This window comes from Caulobacter sp. ErkDOM-C (assembly GCF_048541825.1).
Lineage (GTDB): Bacteria > Pseudomonadota > Alphaproteobacteria > Caulobacterales > Caulobacteraceae > Caulobacter.
Window position 1 is genome coordinate 53546 of the sequence record NZ_CP183333.1, and the last position, 24847, is coordinate 78392.

20 protein-coding genes and 2 pseudogenes are annotated in these 24847 nt (G+C 62.5%); 8 read left to right on the plus strand and 14 right to left on the minus strand.

Annotated features, from left to right (window positions below):
* Nucleotides 1–24: 24 nt before the first annotated feature.
* Nucleotides 25–963 (minus strand): TraB/GumN family protein, encoded by a 939-nt coding sequence (locus ACN2C8_RS19320; RefSeq protein WP_419262265.1) that lies wholly within the window; start codon nt 961–963, stop codon nt 25–27.
* 337 nt (nt 964–1300) lie between these two features.
* Nucleotides 1301–2758 carry a lipase/acyltransferase domain-containing protein gene (locus ACN2C8_RS19325; RefSeq protein WP_419255986.1) on the minus strand — a complete coding sequence of 486 codons (1458 nt, stop codon included), beginning with the start codon at nt 2756–2758 and terminating at the stop codon, nt 1301–1303.
* Between the two features lie 275 nt (nt 2759–3033).
* On the opposite strand from ACN2C8_RS19325, the gene fabF reads away from it, so the two are divergent.
* The gene (gene fabF / locus ACN2C8_RS19330; RefSeq protein WP_419255987.1) at nt 3034–4296 is read left to right on the plus strand and encodes a beta-ketoacyl-ACP synthase II; all 1263 of its coding nucleotides are present in this window, start codon (nt 3034–3036) and stop codon (nt 4294–4296) included.
* Between the two features lie 193 nt (nt 4297–4489).
* Here the strand turns inward: fabF and ACN2C8_RS19335 are convergent, their stop codons facing one another.
* The 5 genes from ACN2C8_RS19335 to ACN2C8_RS19355 form a co-directional block, all read right to left on the minus strand.
* Entirely contained in the window at nt 4490–5872 is a 1383-nt protein-coding gene (locus ACN2C8_RS19335) for a glutamate--cysteine ligase (RefSeq protein WP_419252843.1), read from the minus strand.
* A 121-nt stretch (nt 5873–5993) separates the two neighbouring features.
* Nucleotides 5994–7388 carry a glutathione-disulfide reductase gene (gene gor / locus ACN2C8_RS19340; RefSeq protein ID WP_419252842.1) on the minus strand — a complete coding sequence of 465 codons (1395 nt, stop codon included), beginning with the start codon at nt 7386–7388 and terminating at the stop codon, nt 5994–5996.
* Nucleotides 7381–8058, minus strand: coding sequence for a DJ-1/PfpI family protein (locus ACN2C8_RS19345; RefSeq protein ID WP_419252841.1), 678 nt, complete (start codon nt 8056–8058; stop codon nt 7381–7383). Before ACN2C8_RS19345 ends, gor begins: the two co-directional genes overlap by 8 nt.
* A gap of 255 nt (nt 8059–8313) precedes the next feature.
* A complete protein-coding gene (locus tag ACN2C8_RS19350; RefSeq protein ID WP_419262267.1) occupies nt 8314–10410 on the minus strand; it encodes a pyridoxamine 5'-phosphate oxidase family protein in 2097 nt (698 codons plus the stop codon).
* Nucleotides 10411–10589: 179 nt separating this feature from the next.
* Entirely contained in the window at nt 10590–11201 is a 612-nt protein-coding gene (locus tag ACN2C8_RS19355; RefSeq protein WP_419252839.1) for a glutathione S-transferase family protein, read from the minus strand.
* 384 nt (nt 11202–11585) lie between these two features.
* On the opposite strand from ACN2C8_RS19355, the gene mug reads away from it, so the two are divergent.
* Nucleotides 11586–12284, plus strand: a complete 699-nt coding sequence (gene mug / locus ACN2C8_RS19360; RefSeq protein ID WP_419255990.1) for a G/U mismatch-specific DNA glycosylase — start codon at nt 11586–11588, stop codon at nt 12282–12284.
* Here mug and ACN2C8_RS19365 read toward each other — a convergent pair.
* The 3 genes from ACN2C8_RS19365 to ACN2C8_RS19375 form a co-directional block, all read right to left on the minus strand.
* Nucleotides 12277–13155: a LysR family transcriptional regulator gene (locus ACN2C8_RS19365; protein WP_419256082.1), complete on the minus strand. Its 879-nt coding sequence runs from the start codon at nt 13153–13155 to the stop codon at nt 12277–12279. The two genes, mug and ACN2C8_RS19365, sit on opposite strands and share 8 nt — an antisense overlap.
* 126 nt (nt 13156–13281) lie before the next feature.
* Entirely contained in the window at nt 13282–13659 is a 378-nt protein-coding gene (locus ACN2C8_RS19370; protein ID WP_419255991.1) for a hypothetical protein, read from the minus strand.
* Nucleotides 13660–13865: 206 nt separating this feature from the next.
* A complete protein-coding gene (locus tag ACN2C8_RS19375) occupies nt 13866–14360 on the minus strand; it encodes a YHS domain-containing (seleno)protein (RefSeq protein ID WP_419255993.1) in 495 nt (164 codons plus the stop codon).
* A gap of 466 nt (nt 14361–14826) precedes the next feature.
* Here ACN2C8_RS19375 and ACN2C8_RS19380 point away from each other — a divergent pair, with 466 nt between their 5' ends.
* The 3 genes and pseudogenes from ACN2C8_RS19380 to ACN2C8_RS19390 all read left to right on the plus strand — a co-directional run.
* Complete coding sequence (locus tag ACN2C8_RS19380; RefSeq protein ID WP_419255995.1) at nt 14827–15291, plus strand: DUF1348 family protein; 465 nt, start codon at nt 14827–14829, stop codon at nt 15289–15291.
* Nucleotides 15292–15334: 43 nt separating this feature from the next.
* Entirely contained in the window at nt 15335–15910 is a 576-nt protein-coding gene (locus ACN2C8_RS19385; protein WP_419255996.1) for a pyridoxamine 5'-phosphate oxidase family protein, read from the plus strand.
* 175 nt (nt 15911–16085) lie between these two features.
* Nucleotides 16086–16237, plus strand: a pseudogene (locus ACN2C8_RS19390) (IS3 family transposase); the annotation flags it as partial.
* A gap of 50 nt (nt 16238–16287) precedes the next feature.
* On the opposite strand, the gene ACN2C8_RS19395 reads toward ACN2C8_RS19390, so the two are convergent.
* Entirely contained in the window at nt 16288–17154 is an 867-nt protein-coding gene (locus ACN2C8_RS19395; RefSeq protein WP_419255998.1) for a LysR substrate-binding domain-containing protein, read from the minus strand.
* A gap of 588 nt (nt 17155–17742) precedes the next feature.
* Between ACN2C8_RS19395 and ACN2C8_RS19400 the strand changes: the two genes are divergently transcribed.
* The 3 genes and pseudogenes from ACN2C8_RS19400 to ACN2C8_RS19410 form a co-directional block, all read left to right on the plus strand.
* The gene (locus ACN2C8_RS19400; RefSeq protein ID WP_419256000.1) at nt 17743–18681 is read left to right on the plus strand and encodes an alcohol dehydrogenase catalytic domain-containing protein; all 939 of its coding nucleotides are present in this window, start codon (nt 17743–17745) and stop codon (nt 18679–18681) included.
* 73 nt (nt 18682–18754) lie between these two features.
* A complete protein-coding gene (locus ACN2C8_RS19405) occupies nt 18755–19096 on the plus strand; it encodes a PaaI family thioesterase (protein WP_419256001.1) in 342 nt (113 codons plus the stop codon).
* Nucleotides 19097–19619: 523 nt separating this feature from the next.
* A pseudogene (locus ACN2C8_RS19410) lies at nt 19620–19700 on the plus strand (hypothetical protein); the annotation flags it as partial.
* 381 nt (nt 19701–20081) lie between these two features.
* On the opposite strand, the gene ACN2C8_RS19415 reads toward ACN2C8_RS19410, so the two are convergent.
* From ACN2C8_RS19415 to ACN2C8_RS19425, 3 genes are all read right to left on the minus strand, one after another.
* The gene (locus ACN2C8_RS19415) at nt 20082–20936 is read right to left on the minus strand and encodes a patatin-like phospholipase family protein (RefSeq protein WP_419256003.1); all 855 of its coding nucleotides are present in this window, start codon (nt 20934–20936) and stop codon (nt 20082–20084) included.
* A gap of 536 nt (nt 20937–21472) precedes the next feature.
* Nucleotides 21473–22723 (minus strand): thiolase family protein, encoded by a 1251-nt coding sequence (locus tag ACN2C8_RS19420; protein WP_419256005.1) that lies wholly within the window; start codon nt 22721–22723, stop codon nt 21473–21475.
* Nucleotides 22724–23256: 533 nt separating this feature from the next.
* Complete coding sequence (locus ACN2C8_RS19425; RefSeq protein ID WP_419256077.1) at nt 23257–24639, minus strand: FAD-containing oxidoreductase; 1383 nt, start codon at nt 24637–24639, stop codon at nt 23257–23259.
* Between the last annotated feature and the right edge of the window lie 208 nt (nt 24640–24847).

Below are 24847 nucleotides of genomic sequence, written 5' to 3' on the forward strand. Positions count from 1 at the left end.
CTTTGTTGGCATGGAGCATGATCGCTAGCTCAGATACTTCGCCTCCCAGCCATCCTGCTTCAAGTATTCGACCAAGCTATCGGGCCCAGCCATGTGGTAGATCCCGACAATTACGAAAGATGGTTTAGCTTCCTTCTGCATCTCAGTGAAGTGCGGGAGCCAGTTGGTGTTTCGCCCCACGACGTGCTTTGCGTAGAGACTTGGCTGCGAACGCTTCATTTCGGCAACGAATTCAGTGGCAGGATCGCGGTTTCCATTGGCCCATGCGCCATAGATGCGCTCGCTTTCCGCCGTTCCGGATATGATTTGCTTAACAGTATACTGGAGGAACTGGACGTCCTCCTCTTTCGACATTTCCCCCATGAATGTGATCACATCATCCTGGGCGTCGAATTCGCTTGCATGCCGAATTTTGTCTGAACTGATTTTCGAAAGCAAAACCCGCTCGGCTGTTCCCTGCTCCTTTAGGCCCTTTTCTTTGAAGTAGGCCGACTCGATTTGGCTCGCTGCCAGCCAGGGTCTCATGGGCTCAAGCGAGTCCAAGGGGACTTTCGCTATCTCCGCAGCCTTCCTGACATCCGCGTAGTCAGGGCCAGACAGCGATCCGCTCAGCGGACTCTCGAGGTTGAGGCCGTACTTTCGAACGAGCGTGTTGGGGTTGCCCCGCCAGACACTCCTGGTTTCCGTCCAGATGGCGCCGCAGGACCCAATCAGGTTTTCAATTCGCGTGTCGCTCCAGGCGGTAGGGCGTGGCGGCGTTTGCGCCGTAAGATACACAACCTGCCCAGACTTCCTTAACGCCCAAAGCGGCCACGGGGCTTGTGATCCAGGCTGCAATTCTTCCGCCAATGCCAAGCTGTTTTGAAGAGCGCTGAAAGAGAGCGGCGCTGCGAGGGCCCCCACAAGGATCTGTCGCCTCGATGATGTTCCGACTGTGGTCGCAGGCTTCTTATTGTTTGTCATGGTCGTAAGGCCTCGTTGCATGGGGGAAACGGCCGCTCTCTTCGATTTCGATTTCGATTTCGCTAGGAGTGGTCCTGAATCCGGTGATCAAGGCACCGCCTTCAACGCGAAAAGAACTTAGCGTGCTCAGCTGCTGAAGACCGTTTCAATTAGCGAAATACACTGTTTCGCGGGCCGGCGGTCGAGGGCTGACCGGGGAGGCTGCTGCTACTAGGGCGACAACCTCCCCATTGGCGTCTGTACACTTAGTTTCAAAGTCCCGGATGGACTGATGTTTTCAGGCCTTAAGTCCAAGCGGAGCCCTCTAACAGTCATAACCTAACCAGCGTCACGCCGACTAAATCGAATAGCGGACACTGTTTTCGCCACGCTGTTCTTCGAGAAGCCAGAACAGCAGGTTGTCCGAAAACAGATCGGTTCGGGTCAGTCCCAGATGGTCCTGCTCGGTGAACAACACGCTGCGAAAGCGTAGCGGAGACTGGATCCGCGGTGTCCAGGTGGAGGGCGTTCGGTGGTCGAGCAGGGCGCTGGACCGGGTGACCGCGCCATCGCCGGGCGCAGAGCTGACCACGGTTAGGCGCTTGCGTTGTGCATCATATCGATAACGCTCTGGCGTGGGCACGGCATCGCCGGCGACCAGGAAGGGTTCGAAGCCGATCGGTGCTAACTGGGCACTGTCGAGCGCCGTGTGGAACTTCTGGGCCCGTTTAAGACTCACCTCCAGATGGTCAAGGGCCAGATGCCGACGACGATCTGGATCTGAAACTTCTGGAAGTAAGCGTTCGAGCACCGGAGCTTGGTCCGGATCTGCAATGCCCCAGCCCCGGTCAATCCAGGTCTTTGCTTCAAAAAGACGCTGGCCGTCGACCCCCTCAATAGCGGGCGACCAGGGTCGTGGAAGCAACTGGTAGACCGAAGGGAATGAACCGAGGACCGAGGGAGGATATCTGGGAGCAACAGGGCGTCCGAAGTCCTGGCCCTCGAGCAGAAGCCGCATCGTTTCGCCGCTGCCTCCATTGGGGGGCGCGACCAGAATTGCGCGATCAACATAGGCCGCGCCGGCCCAGTCCAAAGTTGGACCCGCTCCGAGTGTATCCAGCGGCTGGCCGCCATAGCGCATGAAGTATCGGAACATAACCGCCCCCATCGAGTGGGCGACGACGTCAAAGCGGATTGACTCCGGCGCGACGTCGTAACCGTGATATTCTCGATAGCCGTCCGCGACGACTAGCCGCCTTTCATCCATGAATTGCTTTAGGGCCAACGCTGTTTCGGCGTTGTCGCGTCGCCAGTCATAAGGAAACTGGAAGCAGCTGATGTGACCCGGGCCATAGTCGAGGCCCTTGGGGTGCAGGGTTTCATCGCGGTAGCCAGCCGCGCCGAGTGTGGACAGAATCTGGGCGTACTGCCGAAGTTGAAATGGCACACCCAGGAGTCTTACGCGGACGCGGTCCAGCACGGCGTCTGGACGCAAGTCGGCCAAGTCCGGGCCCAACGATTGACGGTGGAATGGAAAGGCCAACCTGCTGACGTTGGCCTTGTCTGACGAGTTGGGGGAGATGCCATCGAATGCCCCCCAGACGGTCTCTCCCGACGCGCCATCGACCAGGCGTGTGCCGAGAATTCCGGGAATGACGATGACCGGGTTCTGATCAGGAAAGTGCTCCTGAGCGGCTCGGTTGTAGAGAATTTTCAGACGATCACTGCCGGCGCGCGCCGTCGCAGGCAAGGCGGCAAGTCCGGCGATAGCCGTTGCGGACGCAAAAAATTGTCGACGCGAGTGGAGCATGGGCATTCTTTGTCTCGCGGCTTTGAGGATCCAAGACGGCTTGGACTGCTAGGCGGGTGGGTCGGGCTTCGCTCCAGTCAACCCAGCATTCGGGCGGTGCTGATCGTCGAACTGCACAATCGGCGTCTGAGCGCGCCGTCGCAAGCGCGCCTCTGCGGAAGACTGAATTGCCATGAGTGGTGGTTCTCAAGTCAGGTCTGCTGCGCCCAAATCCAGGCTTAGCCCCACGTTCCTATTGGAGCGGTCACGCCCGATCGCGGGTCAGTAACGGAATAGCTATCATGCGCCGCATTGTTGTCACGGGCCTTGGTTTAGTCACCCCCCTGGGGGTCGGTGTCGAAACGGTCTGGGAGCGCCTGCTTGCCGGAGAGTCCGGCCTGCGGCGTCTTGCACCTGAGGTGGCTCCCGACATTGCTGCCCAGGTCGTGGCGCCGGTACCCGAGGGGCAAGGCTTTGGAGAGTTCAACCTGGAAAAGGTCGTCTCGTCCAAGGACCAGAAGAAGATGGATCGCTTCATCCCGTTCGCGCTTGCGGCGGCGGAGGAGGCCCTCGCTCAGGCGGGTTGGTCGCCTCAGGACGAGGCGGGCCGTCAGAGCACAGCAACGATTGTTGGATCAGGTATTGGCGGGTTCCCCGCTCTGGCCCAGGCGGTGCGGACCACCGACGCCCGTGGGGCGCGCCGACTCTCACCTTTTACGGTGCCTTCGTTTCTGGCCAACCTGGCCGCCGGCTGGGTCAGCATCCGCCATGGATTTACCGGGCCGATCGGCGCGCCGGTGACCGCCTGCGCGGCAGGCGTGCAGGCGATCGGTGATGCTGCCCGCCTTATCCGGAATTACGAAGCCGACATCGCCGTTTGCGGCGGAACCGAAGCGGCGATCCACCATGTCAGCCTGGGTGGCTTTGCTGCCTCTCGGGCCCTGTCGAGCGCCTATAACGACACGCCTGAACACGCCTCCCGGCCCTTCGATGCCGACCGCGACGGCTTTGTGATGGGCGAAGGCGCTGGCATTCTGGTGATTGAAGCGCTGGACCATGCGCTGGCTCGCGGGGCCCAGCCGCTCGCAGAGCTTGTCGGATATGGCACCAGCGCTGACGCCTATCATCTTACCGCAGGGCCCGCAGACGGGGCGGGCGCCCAACGAGCCATGATGGCCGCCTTGAAGCAGGCCGGGGTTTCCGCCAGCCAGGTGGGTCACATCAACGCTCATGCAACCTCGACGCCGGTCGGTGATGCCGGCGAGCTGGCAGCCATTCGGGCCATTTTCGGCGTCGAGGGCGGCCCAGCCATCAGCGCGACAAAGGCCTCGACGGGACATCTGTTGGGCGGCGCCGGGGGTATGGAGGCCGCCTTCACTGTCCTTGCCCTTTCCAGAGGTGTTTTGCCGCCGACCCTGAACCTGAAGTCTCGAGACCCGTTGGCCGAAGGTCTTGATATCGTCACCACGGCTCGCGAGGCGCAGGTCGACCTGGCCTTGTCGAACGGGTTCGGCTTTGGCGGGGTCAATGCCAGTCTGCTCTTCCGTCGCTGGACGGGGGCTTAGGCGCAAATCGTCCGGTCGAGCGGATAGCGCCAAAGAGGCTAGATCCCGCACTTCCCGGTCCAGTCCGATCATAGCGAGCGTGAATTCGCCACAGATCTGGCTCGGTGACCATGTCGGTGCGGCCCCGTTGCCGGCGACCAAGCTGCCGCTCCCCCTGAAGGGGCCGCGGCAAGCCTGTTTGCCTGTGTCCGGCTTAAGTTTTGGACTGCGCGTCCCAGTAGGCGCAGTCGGTAAAGACCCGGCTGATGTCGCCCTTCCACGCACCGTGGTACAGTTCCAGCAGCTTGTCGGCCCGCGTGCGACCGCTGTCGGCGATCTCTTCGAGTTCGCCCATATAGATCGTCTCGTCCAGGAACCCGCCGTTCATGTGGGCCCGGCCCTTGAGGCCCGACTTGGCGATGGCGACGAAGTCCTTGGCCACATCCTGGGCAGTGCGCCCGGCGATCGGCGCCTGCAGACCCAGAACCGGCACGTCGCGGCGCAGCTGGGCGCGCTCCTCAGCCGTCCAGTCCTTGCAGAGGTCCCAGGCGGCGGCCAGGGCGGCGTCGTCATAGAACACGCCGGTCCACAGGGCCGGCAGGGCGCACAGGCTGCTCCAGGGTCCGGCGTCGGCGCCGCGCATTTCCAGATAGGTCTTCAGGCGCACTTCCGGAAACAGGGTGGTGGTGTGGTCAGCCCAGTCCTTGATCGAGGCGCGCTCGCCCGGCAGCTCATCGATCTTGCCGTCGATGAAGTCGCGGAAATTGCGACCGGCCAGATCGATATAACGGTCGCCGCGCTTGGCGAAATACATCGGCACGTCCAGGGCGTAGCGGGCGTAGCGCTCGAAATCGAAACCGTCTTCGAACACGAAATCCAGCAGGCCGGTGCGGTCGGCGTCGGTGTCTGTCCAGACATTGGCCCGGCTGGAGAGGAAGCCGTTGGGCTTGCCTTCCGTGAACGGAGAATTGGCGAACAGCGCCGTGACGATCGGCTGCAGGGCCAGGCTCATGCGGAACTTGGCGACCATGTCGGCTTCGGACGAGAAGTCGAGATTGGCCTGCACGGTGCAGGTGCGCAGCATCATGTCGAGGCCCAGGCCGCCGACCTTGGGCATGTAGTTGCGCATGATGACGTAACGCCCCTTGGGCATCACCGGCACCTCTTCGCGCTTCCACACCGGCGAGAAGCCCAGGCCCATGAAACCCAGGCCCAGCTCGTCGGCGACGGTCTTGACCTCGTCCAGATGCTGGCCGGTCTCTTCGCAGATGTCGTGCATGGTCAGCAGCGGCGCGCCGGAAAGCTCGAACTGACCGCCGGGCTCCAGGCTGACATTGGCGCCGTTGCGCTCCAGCCCGATGATGACTTCGCCTTCCATGACCGGCTTCCAGCCAAAGCGCTGCAGGCCGACCAGCAGGGCGTGGACGCCGGTGTCGCCGTAATAGGGCACGGGCGCGTGCGAGCCGAGATAGAAGCCGAACTTCTCGTGTTCGGCCCCGACCCGGAAGGCCTCCTTGGGCTTGGAGCCCGAGGCGAAATAGGCGGTCAGATCGTCGAGCGTCAGCGGACGCTCTTGCAGGCTAGCGGTGTCGGCCATGCACGGCGTCCTCATAAATCTGTGTGGGTCGGCTGCGTCGAGCAGTCGGCGTGGGGCGCGAGGCGGCACTTATCCAAAAGGCTTCCAGACCGCGCACCAGCCTGCAGGGTCTGGATCAAGGCTACGTCCCCACGTCGGAGGGCACGTATTTCTCGCGCATCGTGACCAGTTCCTCGGCCAGGGTCGGGTGAACCGCGCAAGTGGAGTCCCACTGAGGCTTGGTGACGCCCATCTTCAGCGCGATCGCCGCCATCTGGATGATCTCCGGGGAGTCAGGTCCAACAACGTGGACGCCCACAATCCGCTCGTCATCCTGCCTGACGACGAGCTTGACGAGGCACCGCTCCTGGCCGCCGTAAAAGGTGGCCTTCATCGGCCGGAAGACGGAACGATAGATGTCGACCTTGCCAAACGCCTGACGGGCTTGCGCTTCGCTCATGCCGACCGAGCCGACCGGCGGCTGTGAAAAGACGGCCGAGGCGACCATGTCATGATCAAAGCTGGTGGGGTTGTCGTAGAACTCGGTCTGGGCAAAGGCGGCCCCCTCTCGGATCGCCACGGGCGTCAGATTGATCCGGTTGGTGACGTCGCCGACAGCCCAAATGCTGTCGATGTTCGTCTTGGAGAAGGCGTCAACGGCGATCGCGCCCTTGTCATTCAGGCCCACACCGGCCTTCTCCAGACCGAGGCCCCGCGTATAGGGCTCGCGGCCGGTTGCGAACATCACCGCGCCTGTTTCGAAGGTCAGGTCATTGCTCAGGGTGCTCAGCAGATGGCCGTCGTCCATCTGTTTGATGCTCGTGTGCGAGCAGCCCAGGACGACCTTGATCCCGCGCTTTTCCAGTTCGTCGGCCAGGTGCATGCGCACGTCGTCGTCAAAGCCGCGCAGAATGTTGGCACCGCGATAGAGGAGCGTTGTCTCGACGCCCAGGCCGTTGAAGATTCCGGCAAATTCGACGGCAATGTAGCCGCCGCCCACCACCAGTATGCTCTTGGGCAGGCTCGGCAGATGGAAGGCCTCGTCCGACGTGATCCCAAGTTCCGCGCCCGGGAACTCAGGACGCACGGGGCGACCGCCCGTTGCGACCAGGATCCTGCGGGCGGTGTAGGTCCCGGCGTCGTCACTGCCGGTCTTGGGCAGGACCTCGACGGTGTGGGCGTCAACGATCTGCCCGCGACCGTGCAGGAGCTTGGCTCCGGCCTTCTGGAGGTTGGTGACATAGACGCCTGACAGCCGGGCGATCTCGACGTCCTTGTCCTGCAGGAACCTTGTCCATTCGAAGCGCGCATCGCCGATCGTCCAGCCATAGCCGGCCGCAGTCTTCAGCTGGCTAGAGACCTCACTGGCATAGACCATGAACTTTTTGGGAATGCATCCGCGCACGACGCAGGTTCCACCCACCCGGTACTCTTCGGCCACGGCGACCTTGGCGCCGCTCATCGCCGCCACACGTGCTGCGCGCACACCGCCTGAACCGGCACCGATCACAAACAGGTCGAAGTCGTAGTCAGCCATTGAGCACCTGTTCGTCAGAGTCCGTGTTGAATTCCGCGTCCACCGTCAAAACCTGAGGCAGGGCGTGCCACGCCGCGTCGGGACGGGGCATCCGCATGACATGGCGGATATGGTCCGCGTTCGAGTGCGAAGTCAGCATTTCCAGGAGCGCGAAGGCGACCTCGATGGCCGTTCCGGGGCCGGTTGAGGTAATCAGTGCGCCGTCAATGACCAGCGGGCGATCGACGAACGTCGCGCCATAGGATTCAAGCTGAGCTTTTCGCTTTCCGCCAACCTGATGATAGGTCGTCGCGCGCCGGCCTTGCAGGATACCCGCCGCGCCGAGCGCGAGTGCCGCCACACAGGCCGAGGCGATCGGCTTGCCCGCCGCTTCGAAGTTACGGATCACCTCCGAAAAGTCATGCGACAATGCGTCGTCGTAAAAGCCGGCACCTTCAAAGCCGCCAGGAATGGCCAGGGCGTCAAAGGTGGCAAGATCGAGATCTTGGACGTTCTGGTCGGGGACTACCGAAAAGCCGAACGTGGCCCGAAGCATCGGGCGAAGACCAGCCGAAACGAGGTCGATCGGTTCTTCGCCATCGATGTTGGCCCAGCCCAGTACGTCGGTAAAGCCAGCCGCTTCCAGCGGCTCGAAACCATCTGCCAAAAGTAACAAGACCTTCTTGGCCATGCTCGATCCCTGACGAAATGTCGCCGGACCCTGGCGAAAATCGCCCGGCCGCTCCGCGAACGTGATGCGCTGTCAACCTTGACAGCTGGACCAGTGTCCGGATCGGCGGCGCTCAGCGCCATCCTGCTTTTGCGCAATAGTGCCTTTCGTCAGGCGGAGTGTAAGCGGCCACAAGGCGAGCCCCCGCGCAAACGCCGACCTTGTGGGCGGTAGCGTTACGCAGCACATTCACACGCTCAATCCCTTGAGGGCCGGCTAAACGTCCAAGACAAGCGGCCCGGGCACATCACCGCCATCGTGCTTGGGCGCCGCACTGCAGATCAGGGCCTCACCATCTTCATAATGGGCAGTGGGGCTGTTCTCGTAGCCGACCGCGCCGCTGAGCAGCTTAACTGCGCAGACGCCGCACGAACCCGATCGGCAACTATGCAAGGGAGAAAGGCCCTCGCGCTCGGCAAGCTCAAGAAGCGTTCCATCCCCCGGCCGCCAGGTCGCGTGCTTACCGCTGGCGCGGAACTCCACCTCCACGGCCGGTCCACCGCCTTCAGTGGCCGCGTTTGGTGCTGCTTTCCGGCCTGTTGCGCTCACGGTCGTCTCAGCGGCCTTGGGCTTTATTGCAGCCGGACCAAAGGTTTCTGAGTGGATGCGCTCGGGACGAACGCCCATCCCCAACAGACCCTGCGACAGGGCGCTCATGAATGGCGGCGGTCCGCAAAGGTAGAACTCGTAGTCGTCGAAAGGCAGCCTGGCCTTCAGGAGGGCCAGGTCCACCCAACCGGCTACGTCGTGGTCGCGCCCCAAGACATCGTTCGGCAAGGGCTCATTATAGGCCGTGACCATCGTGAGGTTGCTATGCCTTGCGCATTTGTCGAGCATGTGGTGGCGGAAGGCATGGTCAAGGCTGTTGCGCGCACCGTGGAAAAACCACAGGCGCTGCTGTGAACGGCTGCGGCCGTTATTGACGAGGATCCGATTGATCATCGCGATCATCGGCGTAACCCCGATACCCGCGGAAAGCAGGACCGCCGGTCGCGGCGCAGCTTCGTCAAAGACAAACTCGCCACGTGGTGGGAGGAGCTCGACGACGTCACCAACGCTCAGCTGATGGACGGCCTCTGAAAAACGGCCCTGTCGCTTGACGCTTATGCGGTAGCTTGAGCCATTGGCGGCGTCTGAAACTGTATAGGGGCGCAATTCCAGCGCGCCGTTCACTGTCAAGCGCACAAAGATGTGCTGCCCAGCCTTGTGGACGGGCACGCTGCCTCCATCCATCGGCTTCAGAACCAGAGACCGTACCGTCTCGGTTTCGGGCTCGGCCCATGCGACGCGAAAAGCACGAAATTCGCCCTTGCCCCAGGCGCCGGGCTCGGTGGCCTCCCAAGATCCAGTCTTATCCAAATAGGGTGATGCCTCAACGTCTCCGATCGCACGGATCGACAGGCTGGCGGCAACCTTCACGGTCTCCAGAACGGTAAACTGCAAGAGCCGCTCGGCCCCAGCGAAGCCCGCCACCTCGGGCCCGTCCCAGATGATCTCGGCCTTCGCCGAGATGTGCCAAAGATCACCGGTCGAAAAATCGGGGAAGACAAGTCCGACACGCGGTTCGACGAGGATGTTGCCCAGGGTGTTGAACAGGAAATTCCCCAGGAAATCCGGGATGGTGAGCACATCACCCTGAACCCTGACAAAGCCAGGTTTGCCGCCCCGATGGGAAACATCGACACCGTTGACTGGATCTAGCGCGGCCTTGTCGGTGTGGGTTGAGGCGATGAAGAACGTGTCCGCCTGGGCTACGAGCAACGCGGCCTCTTGGGACAGCCCTGGGGTTCGCTTGGGGGGAGCGTGCTGGCCCAGCAGCATCTGGTCCACGCGCTCGAAATGACGCCCCTGGATGTACTGAGGGCAGTTACCAAAGCTCTGGTCCACAGCGACTGAAAAGCCCTCGGGCCCTCGGGCTGAAACCCGCCCGTTCACCCGGTTACGGCGTCGGGTGTGGAGTTCGATGCCTAGAAAGCCGACCGGTTGCCCTGCGGCCACGCCTTCGGCCGCGGGGTCCCCAGAGGAGAATGCCGCAGCCAGGGTAAGCGTTGCGGCGCTCGGAGACTGGACGAAGCCCGGCGCGCCGTCGAGCAGCGTCGCCCAGGGCTGGCCCGTGGCGTCACGAGATCCCAAGACGATGAACGGCAGCTGTTCGAAAAACGTCCGGTGCTGATCGGGCATCTGACCGCGGATGATTTTCCGGCCGGTCGCTTCAATCTTTGCCCGCACGCCCAGACGTTCCTGGAGCGCCTGCTCGCCCTCGTGGAAGGGGGAGCGGTCGTGGGGCCAACGGGTGGGATCGCCATGTGTCACTGAAACTTGCTCCAATGGCGGCACCAACGCGCCGGCCCCATCTGTAGATTAGCAGGGCATGCCGGTCGCCAGACAATCCAGGCGAAGGGCCTGGAACTCTTGCTGGGATAACGGCGCCAGGGTGTCGCACCGATCAACGCGGCTGAAGAAATTCAGCAGCTGTCGGCTTAGGCGGGTGATCATTTGACCAGACCGACCGGAGTGCTTTGCATCGGCACGAAGCCAGGAAGCGCCTCGACGCGGGCCAGCCAGGCCCCAACGTTCTTGTAGCTTTCCAGGGCCACGTTGCCCTCCGGCGCGTGTGCCACATAGGTGTAGGCCGCCACGTCGGCGATCGTGGGGCGGTCACCGGCCAGGAAGTCCGAACCTGCCAGCTCGCTATCCATGACCTGCAGAATGGTATGAGCGCGCGCGATGACTTCGGCGGCATTCAGACCCGCACCAAAGACGGTGATCAGTCGTGCAGCGGCCGGACCTGAAGCGATTTGGCCCGCAGCAATCGACAGCCAACGCTGCACCCTGGCGGCAGTCGCTGCATCTTTCGGGAGCCAGTCGGCACGATCGAACTTCTTGGCCAGATAGACGAGGATCGCATTGGAATCGGCAACGACGACGTCACCATCCTTCAGGACGGGAACCTGGCCCAGAGAATTGAGGGCGAGGAAGTCGGCCTGCTTGTGGGCGCCCTTGCGCAGGTCGACCTCGACGAACTCGGCGGTCTCGCCCAGCAGCGACAGAAAGAGTTCGACGCGGTGCGAGTGGCCCGAAAGCGGGAAACGATAGAATTGCATGGATGTTCTCCGGTTTGAAACTTACCCCTTCAACATGACGGCTGGCTTCCTGGTGCTGAACGGTCGAAATGCGGAAGAGCCGATTTCAATCTGCGTAATAAAGGCCGAAGTTCTGAGCCCGCCTTAGGCTCAAAGGATCTGGTAATTTTCCCCTGTGGCCTGGATGTCGCGATCACCACCTCGAGGGCCCCGTTGGAAGAACCAGCTACTTGGGGAAGGCGTCATTGCGCCTCGGTGTTCTGCGGTTCATCCGAACGTCTTGAAACGCTGACTTGTGGAAACCATGGCTAATCACCGACGGTGATAGGTCGCAGACTGGCCCCGTTGATTTCACGTTTGGGGGCCAGCTCCCGAAAGGAGCTGGTTGACGGTGGCGTTTTCCCGATGACCAAACCTCTGCCAGACATTGTGGGCCCCGATCTCAACATCCTTGTCTGTGGCCTGAACCCAGGCCTGACCGCTGCTGCTACGGGGCGGCATTTTGCCGGACGGGGTAACCGGTTCTGGAAGGTTCTCCACCTTTCCGGTTTCACACCAAGGCTGTTGCTCCCCGAGCAGGACCAGGAGCTCCTGGAATACGGCATAGGGCTGACATGCGTCGTCGACCGTCCGACTGCTGAGGCGAGCGAGGTTCAGGACGACGAGTTTATCCGCGGTGCTCAAGGCGTCGAGAGGCGCGTGCGAGAGCTGAAACCGCGATATGTGGCCTTCCTTGGAAAGGCTGCCTACGCCGCCATCTTGGGCAGTACGGCTTTCGATTGGGGCGAACAGACCCGCACGTTCGGAGGCTGCAAGGTCTGGCTGCTGCCCAATCCCAGCGGCCGCAATCGCGCCTTCAGCACGCTCCAGCTCGTGGCGGCCTATTCTGCGCTTCTCCGAGCTTGTTCGGGCAACAACGCACCCGTGTTCGGCCCGCAGCTGGACGGATCAGGCACGGTCGGATCTCATGCTCTGGACGGCACCGAGGCTGGTCGCCAAGACGGTGCTGGCGTGACGTTGATCTCAAGGTGCGGCCAAACGGGCCGCCATCCGGGGCAAGGCTCGATCTCTTTGGAGCCGTCAGATCGGGCGGATCCTAGTTAAATAGGCGGTTGGCCCTTAGCCGGTCCACGGCGAGATCTACAAAGGCACGCACCTTGGCTGAGGCCCGCCGACCTTCAGGATGAACCACGTGGATAGGCAACGGCTCTTCCTCGTAGTCGGCCAGAACGATCTGCAGGTCGCCATCGCGCAGTTCTGCGCCGATTTGGTAGGACAGGATGCGAGTTAGCCCCCACCCCGACCGAGCGGCATCGATAACGGCCTGGTTGCTGTTACAGAAAAGGCGAGGCTCGACCACGGTCGAAACCTTGCGCTCGCGACCAAACCGCCACTCTAGATTGGTCCACGCGCTCGTCGCCGCGACAATCCGATGTCCAGCCAGATCCTGGGGTACGCTAGGGGCCCCATGTTGCTCGAAGTATTTCGGAGAACCGCAGATCACCCGCCGCACCTGGCCAACGCGAATGGCCGCAAGGCCGGAGTCGCTGAGGTGGCCGATGCGCAGGGCCACATCGACGCCTTCTTCAACAAGATTGGTGACCCGGTCGAGAAACAGCGACTTGCCAACGACCTGACTGTTCTGTTCCAAGTACTCCTGCAGGATTGGCATGACGTACATCTGTCCAAACAGCACGGAAGCGGTGACTGTCAGGCTGCCCTTGGCCTCGCTGTAGGCACCCGACGCCACGGCGTCGGCCTCTTCGATGTATGAGAGAATTTTTTGGCAGTCGTCAAAGTAGCGCTGGCCGACTTCGGTCAGGCGCACCACGCGCGTCGTGCGTGTAAATAGCCGAGCCCCCAGCCCCTCTTCGAGAAGTGCTACAGCTCTCGTGACCGCCGGCGGGCTCATATTCAGCTGTCGAGCGGCTTCGGCAAATCCACCGCTTTCAGCGACCTTGACGAACACCTGCATAGCCAAGAGGCGTGCCACGTTTCATTTCCCCGCCGAATCTGATGGCAGAAGGCTTACCTATCAATTTTGCAAAGTCCATCTTGGGGTCACCCCGACAGGCGTACACGCGAGCCCGGGCCCTTTGCTTCAGTGCTGGGCTTTGATTGGGGGAACCAGACGGTCTGGCCTGGAGGCCACTGTTATCTCGAGCATGGCCAGTTCCAGAGCCCGGGCCTCGACAAGATCCAGCTCTTCGCGGTTGAGCCCCATGCGTAGCGCGCGGGCCCGGCTCGTGGCGATCGCGATCTCGCTGAAAGACCGCACGGCCAGGGCAAAGCCTATGGCCGCTGAGCATTTGACGTCGAAACTCCGGCCTGCCCACGCCGCATCGATTTCCGCGCCCGTCAAACCTGCCGAGCGGGCCTCTTGCTCAAGTTTGTCTCTAGTCTCGCAACAGACGCAGCGCGCCAACAAGGCGAGCGCCAGCTGGGCGTCCAGGCTCGAAGACAGGCTAATCCGCTTCATTGGGAAGGCTCACTTTCATCAGATGGAAACGACGATCCCGACGCCCCTTCAGGATGCTCATTGTTGAGCATCCTGGGGGCGCCGGGCGTCCGCCGGACCAGACCAGGAGGGGGGCGGGCGGTGACCTCGCGCTCCCCTATCGACCTTCCACAGGGAGGCAAGGGGGAAGGCCCGACCGGTCCGGCAAGAGGTTGCCGTTAGGCCTACTACAGGCTGTCGGGGGTCTTGCTCATGATCTCGGGCCAGTTTTCCTCGGCCTTGACGAGGTTGCCCGGAATGTCACGGCCCCAGGCGACGGACACGTCCTGATTGACGTTGAGGTAGAGCTTTTTGTCGACGATCTTCCAGACCATCGGGTCGCCGTCGAGCTTCTTTTCGAGGGCCACGCCCATGGCGCAGAAGCCACCATATTGCGGTGCATAGGTGGCCGGGCTGGCCTTGAACGTCTTCAGGCTCTGGGCCGAGGCGAAGTGATAGGTGGCGCCGTTGAACTTGGCCGAATAGCGGGCCTCGCCCAGGGTCGGCTTGCCGGCGCTGAAATAGGCGACCGGATCATAGCCGCGCAGGGCCAGATTGGCGGTGTCGGTGTTGACGGCCGACGTCGACGTGGGAACGACGGCGTGGGCCTGGGTCGTGAGGACGGGGGCAGCGATCATCAGGCTGACAGCGCCGATAATGGCGCGAGCGGCTTTATAGGACATTGTGGTCTCCGGTTGCGTCGGCCGGCGTTGGGCGCCGAGCCCCTTGGGACATCGTTGGGCATTGGCGGTGTGCCTCTGAACCCAACGCCAAGGTATGGGGCGGTAGGCGAGGGAATAAGCCTCGTTGTGCGCAATTGATTGTTTCATCCCGAGAGCATCCGGCGCCTCGCTGCATCTTGCCTCGTGGCTTGTCGCGTCCAGGAACCTGCCCCAAGTTTTGGGCTGACCTGGAAGATGAGACGCCTCGGCTATACGACAGCCGTAGTAAATGGACGCAGATCTTTCGACGTGACGGTCAAGACCGTTCCGCGTGCTGAAACTGATCATTGCCTACAAGGCGGATTATCCCGTCTCAGATTCTGGTGTCTGGTCATTGCAGGGTTCTGGCCGTCGCGGTCGCGCCCTTTGGCTTTCCTTTCGGCCCTCCGAAGCGCGGCCGTCCACTCCGATGCAAAGGTAGACATCCATGGCCCGCCCTCCGCTGCCGCCGTTTGATCGTGATGGCGCCATCCAAAAAGTGCGAATGGCGGAAGATGGCTGGAACTCCAGGAACCCGAACGCTGTCTCCCTTGCCTATACTGAGGACAGCGTCTGGCGGAACCGCGCCGAATTCCTGCAAGGTCGGGCGGCGATCGTCAGCTTCCTGACCGGCAAATGGCAGCGCGAGGCCGAGTATCGGCTCATCAAGGAGCTCTGGGCCTTCACCGACAACCGCATCGCCGTACGCTTTGCCTACGAATGGCAGGACGCGGCCGGTCAATGGTGGCGCTCCTACGGCAACGAGAACTGGGAGTTCGACGGCGAGGGGCTGATGCGCCTGCGGATCGCCAGCATCAACGATCTGGAGATCCAGGAGCAGGATCGGCTGTTCCGATGGCCGCAAGGCCGGCGTCCTGATGACCATCCAGGGCTATCTGATCTGGGTCTCTAATCCGCACTAGCAATGGAGGAAGTGACCCATGGGACATAGATTCATGGAGCTGGCTTTCACGCCAGGTGTCATCGCTGCGCAGGAGGCGCAAGGGAGCCGTCGTGGCTATGAGGGCTTCGACGCCGGCCCGGCCTTCAGCGACGCTCTGGGGTCCCAGGAAGACGCGTTCATCCTCGAGCGGGACAGTTTTTACCTCGCCACGGTCGGTGAGACCGGCTGGCCCTATGTCCAGCACCGAGGTGGGCCGATTGGGTTTCTGCAGCCCCTGGACGACCGCCGCCTTGTGTTCCCCGACTATCGCGGAAACCGGCAGTATATCAGCCTTGGCAACATCGATGCGGCATCGAAGGTTTGCCTCTTCCTGATGGATTACGAGCAGAAGGTTCGCCTGAAAATCTTTGGCCTGGCATCGGTCAGCTCAGAGCAGCCGGAAGGCTATCTCGACGCCCCGGACGCAACGCGCAGGCGTGTGGAGCGATATTGGACCATCCAGGTGCAGGGCTTCGATTGGAATTGCCCCCAGCACATTACCCGCCGCTTCCCGGAGCCGCGTGTGCATGAGCTGGTGAAGTCGCTTAGCGACCGCATTGCTGAGCTAGAGGCGGAAAGGTCAACCTAAACGCCGGACGATCGGCCGCGGACTGCGGCGTCCAGGCCTCTTTGTCCGAGATAGCCAGCTCAGCGATGCTCCTTGAGCCGGTCGCCAGCAGGCACCAAGAAGCGGTCTCCGGGGGGCGGGGCCGAAGACGCCTGGAGCGGATCAAGCGGGTGCGCCTTGAAATAGGGTTCACCTCAAGAACGAGCGGGTCCATTTCGGGTCTACTCCACCCGCGCCGAGGCCCGGCGCGATCTGTTTGGCTATACCGAGGGCTTCTACAATTCACATCGCCTGCATTCGACTCTGGGCTATATCAGTCCTGCCGAGATGGAACGCAGAGCGGCCTAACCCCGTCCACTTTCTCGGGGGAAGATCAGTCATGATCGAGGCCATGGCGGTCAACGTTGTAAAGCGCGGAACACGCCGACGATCCACTGTTTGGCAAGCTTGAGATCTGGGCGTTGCTTGAGATCGGAATGCGTAACCAGCCAAGGGGTGCGCCGGGGCAGGCTAAAAGGCGTATCGACCTCGATCATGCCGGCGCGTTCCGCGAAGATCGCCGGAAGGGTGGCGATTCCGCCGCCGCCGGCCGCCGCGACCAGCAGAGCACGGGTACTGTTCGTGCGATAAGCAACGGCGTCATCTAGGCCCATCAAGGCGACCCAGTCGAGTTCAGGAAGACGCCCGTAGCTTTCGTCGTAGATGATCAACCGCTCGGCTTTTAGATCCAGGCGGGCCGGGTCACGCCCGTCCAGATAGGCTTCACTGGCGAAGAGGCCCAACTTCAACTCGATCAGCTTCTTGGCGACAAGGCTGGCCCCTTCCGGCCGGGACATGCGAATCGCAAGATCGGCTTGACGACCTGCCAAGCTTACGACCGAAGCCTGTGAGCGAAGCTCTACTTTCAGAGTGGGGTGCGCCGCTGCGAGCGCCGGAAGCGCGGGAGCTAGGATGTCGGATACGACGAATTCCGTCGCCGATATGACGACAGGAGCCTGAGAGCCGGTCCGAAGCGCCGCAGCGATACGCTCGAGCCGATCAACGCTGTCCACGACCTCACCGGCGCAGGCTGCGATACGCACCCCGTCCGGCGTCAGCCGCGCGCCGTCCCGGCGGCGGTCCAAAAGGCGCAGGTTAAGCCTAGCTTCAAGCAGGTCCAGCCGCCGCGCGACGGTCGACACCGCAACGCCCCCCGCCTTGGCCGCGCCGCTTAAGGAGCCGGTCTCCGCGACCTGCAGGAGCCAGTCAAGGTCGCCACTATCCATCCCTGATTTGTGCCGGCCTGTTGCGCGATGCGCAACTTCGATTTGCGCAGGTAGAGACTGGCAAGATCAGGCCTTTTCGAGAACATGGTGCCCGAAGGAGATACAAATGCGCCCCATACCTCTCGCTGCAGCGATGCTGGCCGTTTGTTTGCCACTTGCGTCCCAAGCCCAGACAGCCCCGTTAGTCCAGTCTGCGGTTCTGGTCGCTGTTGTGAACGAAATCCCAACGCCAGGCGGCACTCCTGGGGCCCTTATCGACCGCGGCACTCTCGCGTCGGTCCCGCGATATCGCGCCGTCCCTGATCTGCTGTGCAAATATTTCACCATCGTCGAAGGCGATTTTGGGGGTGCCCATCTATTCGCGTCGCGCGCTGCGGCCAATGCCTGGTTTAGCGAAGCCTGGCGAGCCCGGGTCATCACGACATACGGCAGTCCCGCGACCGTGACCTCCTATGACGTCCCTGTCGTACTCGACAACGCCGACGTTCCACCCTCGACGGTGGCAGCGCGATGATACGCCAGCTAACCTTCGTTGCGCCTGGAAAGGTAGAGTGGCGTGAGGCCCCGACACCGGTGATCGGCGCGAGTGTGCAGGCGCTCGTCCGTCCGATCATCCTGGGTCGTTGCGATCTCGATGTCGGGTTCGTGCGCGGGCTCGCGCCCATGAAGAGCGGAGAACCGATCGGTCACGAGATGATCGGCGAGGTCATCGAGGTAGGCGACGCAGTGCGTAGCGTCAGGCCCGGACAGATCGTGATCGTCCCGTCGCAGATCTCGTGCGGGACCTGCCCTAACTGTCGGCGGGGATTCACAGGGCGCTGCCAGTCGGTGCCGTTCGGGGCTGGCTATGGCATGAACCGGGAAGGCAATTTCGGATGCGCGGCGGCTGATTTGGTCCTTGTGCCATTCGCCGATGCGATGCTCGTGCGCCTGCCCGGCGGTGCCGATCCGTTGGCGATGATCGGAGTGGCCGACATGGCGCTGGACGCCTGGCGGTCCGTCGGCCCGCAACTCGCGCAAAGGCCGGGGGCGACCGTCCTGGTCATGGGCGGGCTCGCCTCGGTTATCGGCATCTATGCGGCGGGGCTCGCGGTCGCGCTGGGGGCAGGACGGGTCGATTATGTCGACGACGACGAAAGCCGGCTGCGCGAAGCCGAACGTTATGGCGCGAGGACTGTCCGCCGCCCTTGCGAACTCTCCGACCAGTACGAAATCGTCGTCGATGCCGACGGTCAGGCCGACACCTTGGTCCAGGCGCTGCGCGCAACTGAACCTGAGGGACTATTTACAAGCGTCAGCATCCATCTGCGACCGCTGACCGGAATCCCCCTAGCAGAGCTCTATCACAAGGGGATCACACTCCAGACCGGCCGGGCGAATGTCCGTGCCCATGTCGAGTCTGTTCTCGCCCATTGCACCCACGGCCATTTCCAGCCCGACCTGATCGGGAAAAAGGTCTTTTCGTTCGACGACGCGCCGGCCGCCTGGGTCGACGACGCAGTACGCACGGTGGCAGCGCGTGGTTGAGGAAGCACCACCGCCCGGCTTCGAGCCGCACTTTCGCCGCAGCCCGGTCACCGATCCATGGGAGCCTCTGTGGGTGAAGCGCGATAAGGATGGTCTTCGGCTTGGCGTTCGGATCTCCGCAGCCCATTGCAACGCGCGCGGCAGCCTGCACGGAGGCGTCATCGCGACGCTTGCCGACAACACTATGGGGTTGGCCTGCGCGGCTGCGGCGGGCAGCGGCATCGGGATGGTTACGGTCAGTCTCACGACCGACTATCTCGCTGCTGCCCAGCTTGGACAGTGGCTGGAGGTTGTCGGTACGCCCAGCCAAATAGGTCGAACACTTTGCTTTGCGACGGCCATCGTAACCGCTGACGGAGCCGTGATTGCGCGCGGAAGTGGCGTCTTTCGCGCGATCTCGAAAGGAACAGGATGAACAATCAGGACAACTGTCCGCCGTCACCGCCTTTTAGACAGATCGACGGTTCCGTTTAGATGAGACCAAAACCCTTGGCCGCGAAGGCGACGCCCGGAGAGCGGGTGGTGAAGAATATCGGGCGGGCGAGGCACCCTCGTCTGGATGCTGGATATGCCGTGGTTGGACTATTCTGCGCCGATCGGCTGTTTCATCGCTCAGACCTATGCGGCCCTGGCAGATCTGGAAGGGGAGCAAACGCGTGAGCGACAGGGCGGCGGCATCGATGCGGCCAAGCGTGCGGGCCGCCCAGCCGCGTCACTGCGTCATGATTTACACACAGCCGCCCAAAATCAGTGTCTCGGCTTCATCTGCGCCAACACTCCCCATAGGCTACCGATGGCCGCAGTCGCTAAAGGCTGAGTGGCTTCAAAAAGCTGAATACGGTTATTAATCAATGTGTTGCGGCCCTTAATTCGCGCAACATACTGAAGTTGCGTAACTTTCTTAGCGTCACTTTTGGCGCCGTGATTACGGGAAGGCCGCGCTGGACATGGTCAATCGCGTGCCAAGCTTCTCGGTCAATGTTGGTTCGTGCGCACGCGGCTTTGAGGGCGCGGTCGGGACGGACATCATGACCACCAACCAGATCACTTCTGGCGATGAAGCGAATTAGCGGAGCGGATCGTGGGTCTCCATCTGACGAGTCATTTCGCCCGCTTACGCCCTACGCGTTACTGCTTGGCCCATTTGGGCTGACACTGTCCGTTCGACGGTTCGGACGTTCCGGGCGGCAGCTCATAGTGTCTGGGTCGGAGCGAAGGCCGCTGCCCGACCGGAGGTTGGGCAGGGCGGCTTACGGTCTGGCGGAGTTAAGTTGCCAGTTCCGGCCAGACAGATGGCCGAACCCCTACAGGTCGTCACCGCGGAACCACTTCACGCTTGCAGCGCAGGCGGCGTCCACAGATGACGGTACACTTCCAAGCCAGTTTAGGGCGAGCTGAGGTCAATGCCGGTGGGCCCTGAGCGCCGCGGGCACCTCCTGGCGCGTCAAACCGCCTTGCTCCAGCCATTCACAGGTGTGGTCGGCGGCGCGAGCGATCAACGCTTCAGTCTGGCTGAAGTCGAACGGCGAGACGTCCAAAGGGCATAGGGTTGGAACGGTGTGAATTTCCACCGTGCCAGCGAGAAGATCAAGGTCCCGGACCATTTGGTGGGCGACGAGCAGGGTCAGGGCATGCAAACCACGAGCGATCGCACCAGGCGGTGGCCCATGTAGGGCGCAGGCGAACCCGGTGGGCAGTACAATCAATCGCGTTGCGCCCAGTTCCTTCGCCGTCAGGATTGGGGTGTTTCCGGATATGGCGCCATCCATCAGGTATTCGTCACCGACTTTGATCGGAGCGAAGACGATGGGGATCGCGGCGCTAGCCAGGATCGCGTCCACTGCCGGACCCGATGACAGGCGCACCGACGCGCCACCCAAGTTGGTGGCCACAACATGCACCGGGATCCTGGCATCCTCGAGGTTGCGGTAGGGAAGGTGGCGCTCGATGAGTGTCCGCATGCGCGTCGATTCGAACAGTCCATCCCTTGGGCGCAGCCAGCTGAGCGCGCCACCGACTGTCATGGGAAAGATGTCCTTGCGGCGAAGGTTTCTCCAGATATCAGCCAACTGGTCCACGCCGTCAGGTGTGGGATCGCCGGCAAAGAAGCTTGCGTTGAGGGCGCCAACCGATGCGCCGACGACCACATCGGGCCGGATGCCGGCCTTGAGGAGTTCGCGCAGCATGCCGACCTGCAGCGCACCGAGACTGCCGCCGCCGGCCAGCACAAGGGCGGTAGTCGGAGCGGGGGACACATTCCTTCCTTCGCCCCCTAGCAACGGAGTGTCGCGGGGGCTTACTGAACCGCCAAGCGTGGGGTGGGTTGAAGGCCGAGTGGTCATGCGTGTTCGAACCAAGCGTGGGTTAAACTGAAAGATCGTGTTCCCGACACAGTCAGCCCTGAAATGTCTGGCGGCTGCGACTTCGAAGTGGCCGGGGCTGTTGGCTGCGATGCGCCGCATGCGGGGCGACAACGGCGCGGCGGGTCCATTTCGAAGGCGAGGGCGCTGTCATCTGCGGACAGCCCTGACGCTGCAAGGGTGAAGTTGGGTTGATGTTGAGACCTGTCGGGACACGGTCATCTGTGCGGACACAGTCATGGCAAATGATCTAGGGTATGCTCCGCCCGGCCGCTATCCAGGTTTTGGGACAGCGGCCATCGTTCTTCCTAAAATACACGAGAGGCGAGGCGACACCGGGCAGACTGACATTTCGGCTGCCAGCCTAGGAAATGCTAACAACAGCGACCAAGAGTATTTGGTTAGACTTGGCCGACAAAGCACATGTGCGATCAGATCGCTTCCACCAGAATTACCGTGCCCTGGCCGCCATCGGCGCAGATCGATATCACAGCCTTGGTTCCTGCCGGGCGGCCCGCAAGCTGCTTGGCGGTTTGGCTGATGATCCGCGCTCCGGTTGCGGCGAACGGATGCCCGAGCGCGAGGCTGCCGCCGACTGGATTGAGCCGGTCCCAGGGAAACGGTCCAAGGTCGCCGATGTCCGGCGCATGCTTGGCCCTTGCCCCGGGGTCGGCTGCCACCTGGATGTTGGCCAGCAATTGTGCGGCAAAAGCCTCGTGGACCTCCCAGATCGCGATGTCTTCGAAACGCAGGCCGTTGCGGGCCAACAACCGGGGGATGGCATAGGCCGGCGCCATCAGCATGCCGTCGGTGCGGAAATCGAGCGCGCCGAGTTCGAAATCGACGAGCCTGACGGCCATGGCGTCCTTGCCAAGCGCCGCCAAGCCCTTGGCCGAGGCGACCCACATGCCGGCAGCACCATCGGTCAGCGGCGAGCTGTTGCCGGCGCTCAAACTACCGCCCGACGGATCGAACACCGGCCGCAGGGATGCGAGCTTTTCCGCCGTGGTGTCCGCGCGGATCAGGGCATCTTCGGTAACACCGGCGAACGGCACCAGCAGATCGTCAAAGAAGCCGGCCCTGCGGGCCCTTTCGGCATTGTGGTGGCTGGCAAGCGCGACCTTGTCCTGATCCTGCCGCGTAATCGAGAGGAGCTTGGCGGTTTCTTCCATGTGATCGCCCATCGAGCGACCCGATATCCGGTTAGCCCAACCCTTTTTCGGTAGGGCGAAGTCGGTAGGGCGCAGCTCGGCAAAGGCCTTCATCGCGCCCGCCGGATCGCTCGCAGCGAGCGCTGCGAGACGGGCTGAGACGCGCTCGTCAAGCGCGATCGGCGATCGACCCATCTGTTCGACACCGCCGACAAGGGCGAGCTCTATACCGCCGCGTCCGACCAGACCAGATGCCTGGATCGCGCCCATCATGCTCGTGGAACAGGCGAGCTGGGTCGAATAGGCGGGGATCGTCGGGTCGAGGCCTGCGTCGAGCGCTGCCTCGCGCGCGATGTTGGACAGCGACAAGCTCGGGATCACCTGGCCCCAGACGATCAGGTCGGGGCGATGTTGGCCGGCGATCGCCTGCAGGACCGTCGCAGACAAAGTCAGCGGTGTTTCCCCAGCATAGGCGGTGCCGGCCTTCACGAACGGGGTCCGAACCCCGGCGACAAGATAAGTGTCGGTCATTGCGTGGCTCCTCCGCCGGCGCGTACGCTCGGGCGGGACGAATGCTGGCGATCAACTCGCGGGTTTAGAGTCCCACGTCGGAAAGGTCCGGATGGTCGTCCGCTCATTCACCACGGGGATAGTGAGTGGCCGCAAACATCAGTTTATGGAAGGGTTAGCCCTTACGGCGAGCTACAATTACGCCACTATGTTGGGATCAAAAATGGCGATTTAGAGTAACGATCTATTTCATTTGCCGTAATGCTGCGGACTCGTTTTTCAACACCGCCAGCTTGGTATCGGTGAAGTGATCGCGTGGACGACCTCACGTCAGGTCGCCGACCCAGAAGGCCAAGTTCCAGGCGAGGGCATAGCCGCTCGCCCGGTCGGTCAGCACCGGATACTGGATGCCGGCAGCTTCGATCAGGCAGCTGTTTGCTGACTGCCTGCGTGCACCGCCTCGGCAAGTAGTTACAAGCGAGTATTCAGCGGCGTGTCCATATTGCGCACCTGATTGAACACTTCGGCTATGGTGGCGTAGGGGCTGGCTTCGGTTATGCCGCCGCCCTGAGTGGCTTTAGCCCACCAAGCAGGGTCGGTATCAGTTCACTGACGGTGGGATGGACAGGCACAGCGCGCATCAGGGTTTTGTAGCTCAGGTTTGCCGTCATCGCCTGGATAAACAGGTGGATGATCTCATCGGCCTCAATCCCGAAGAGGGTGGCGCCGAGGACCCGCTCGTTCTCCGCGTCGACGAGAACACGCAGAAAACCCGTGGTCTCGCCGCGCTCCCGGGCCCGACCAATCCGCGCCATGGGCAGTTCTGCGCGCAGAACATGGCGGCCTGACGCTCTTGCTTCCTGATCGCTCATCCCAACACGCGCCAGTGGCGGGTCGGTGAACAGAGCGTAGCCAGTTACGCGGTCGCTCAGCCGCCAAGCCTGTCCATCGATCAGGTTGGCTGCGAGAATCTCGTAGTCATTGTAGCTCGTATGGGTGAAGGCGCCGCGGCCGTTGACGTCGCCAAGGGCGTACACGCCCTCGGCGCTGGTCATCAGCGTATCGTCCACCTGGATGAAGCCGCGCTGATCGAGTGCGACGCCGGCCATGGCGAGATCCAGTGCTTCCACGTTTGGCCGCCGCCCGACTGCCGCCAGCGCCAAGGCACCGTCGACGCTCCTCACCTGGCCGTCCTGTTTGAACGAGACGCGAACGCCGTCCCCGGCGTCAGCGCCCTCAATGTCCCGGCAGCCGACGTGGATTTCGACGCCTTCGGCCTCAAGCATCGCCTTGACCGCAGCACTCACATCCGCGTCCTCGCGGGCGATTATACGGTCGGCGAATTCCAGTACGGTGACCTCGGCGCCGAAGCGGCGATACATCTGGGCGAATTCCAGCCCGATATAGCTGCCACCGACCACGATGAGACGCCGGGGCAATCGATCAAGCTCCATCATCTCGATATTCGTCAAAAGGCGCTCGGGGCTGACCTTGGACCAATCGGGCCGTACCGGTCGCCCGCCGGAGTTGATCACCACCAGGGGAGCCTCAAAGATCCGATCGCCGACAGCCACCCTGCGCGGGCCGACAAATCGCGCTTCGCCCAAGACAAGCTCAAGGTTGGCGGTGGCGCCGATCCAGGTGGCCAGGTTGTCGCGCGATTGCTGAACCACCGTGTCCTTACGCGCCTTGACCACCGCAAGGTCCACGCTGACAGGACCGGTCAATACGCCGAAGTCGGCGGCGCGCCGGGCGACGTGGGCGGCGCGGGCGCTGGCGACCAAGGTCTTGGTCGGAATGCAGCCATTGTTGACGCAGGTCCCGCCCAACCGTTCCCTTTCGATCAGCACGACCCGGCGGCCGGCCTGCGCAAAGCGCACGGCCAGAGAGGGTCCCGCCTGGCCCGCGCCAATTACGATTACATCGACGGCTTCGATCATCAGGTTTGGTCCCCAAGCTTGAAGAAACTCTATCCTAGGATCAAGCATCCCGCCAGCGCCGCGCCGATCGGCGACAAGTGCCCGATCGAGCTGATGAACGGCGCCGGGCCATATGGCCGGCCCGGCGCCTGACCGGCGAGAAATCCCGGCCCGACCTGGTCCAAGGTTGGGGGCAAGGTCAGCTGCTGGCAGACCCCGGAACGGT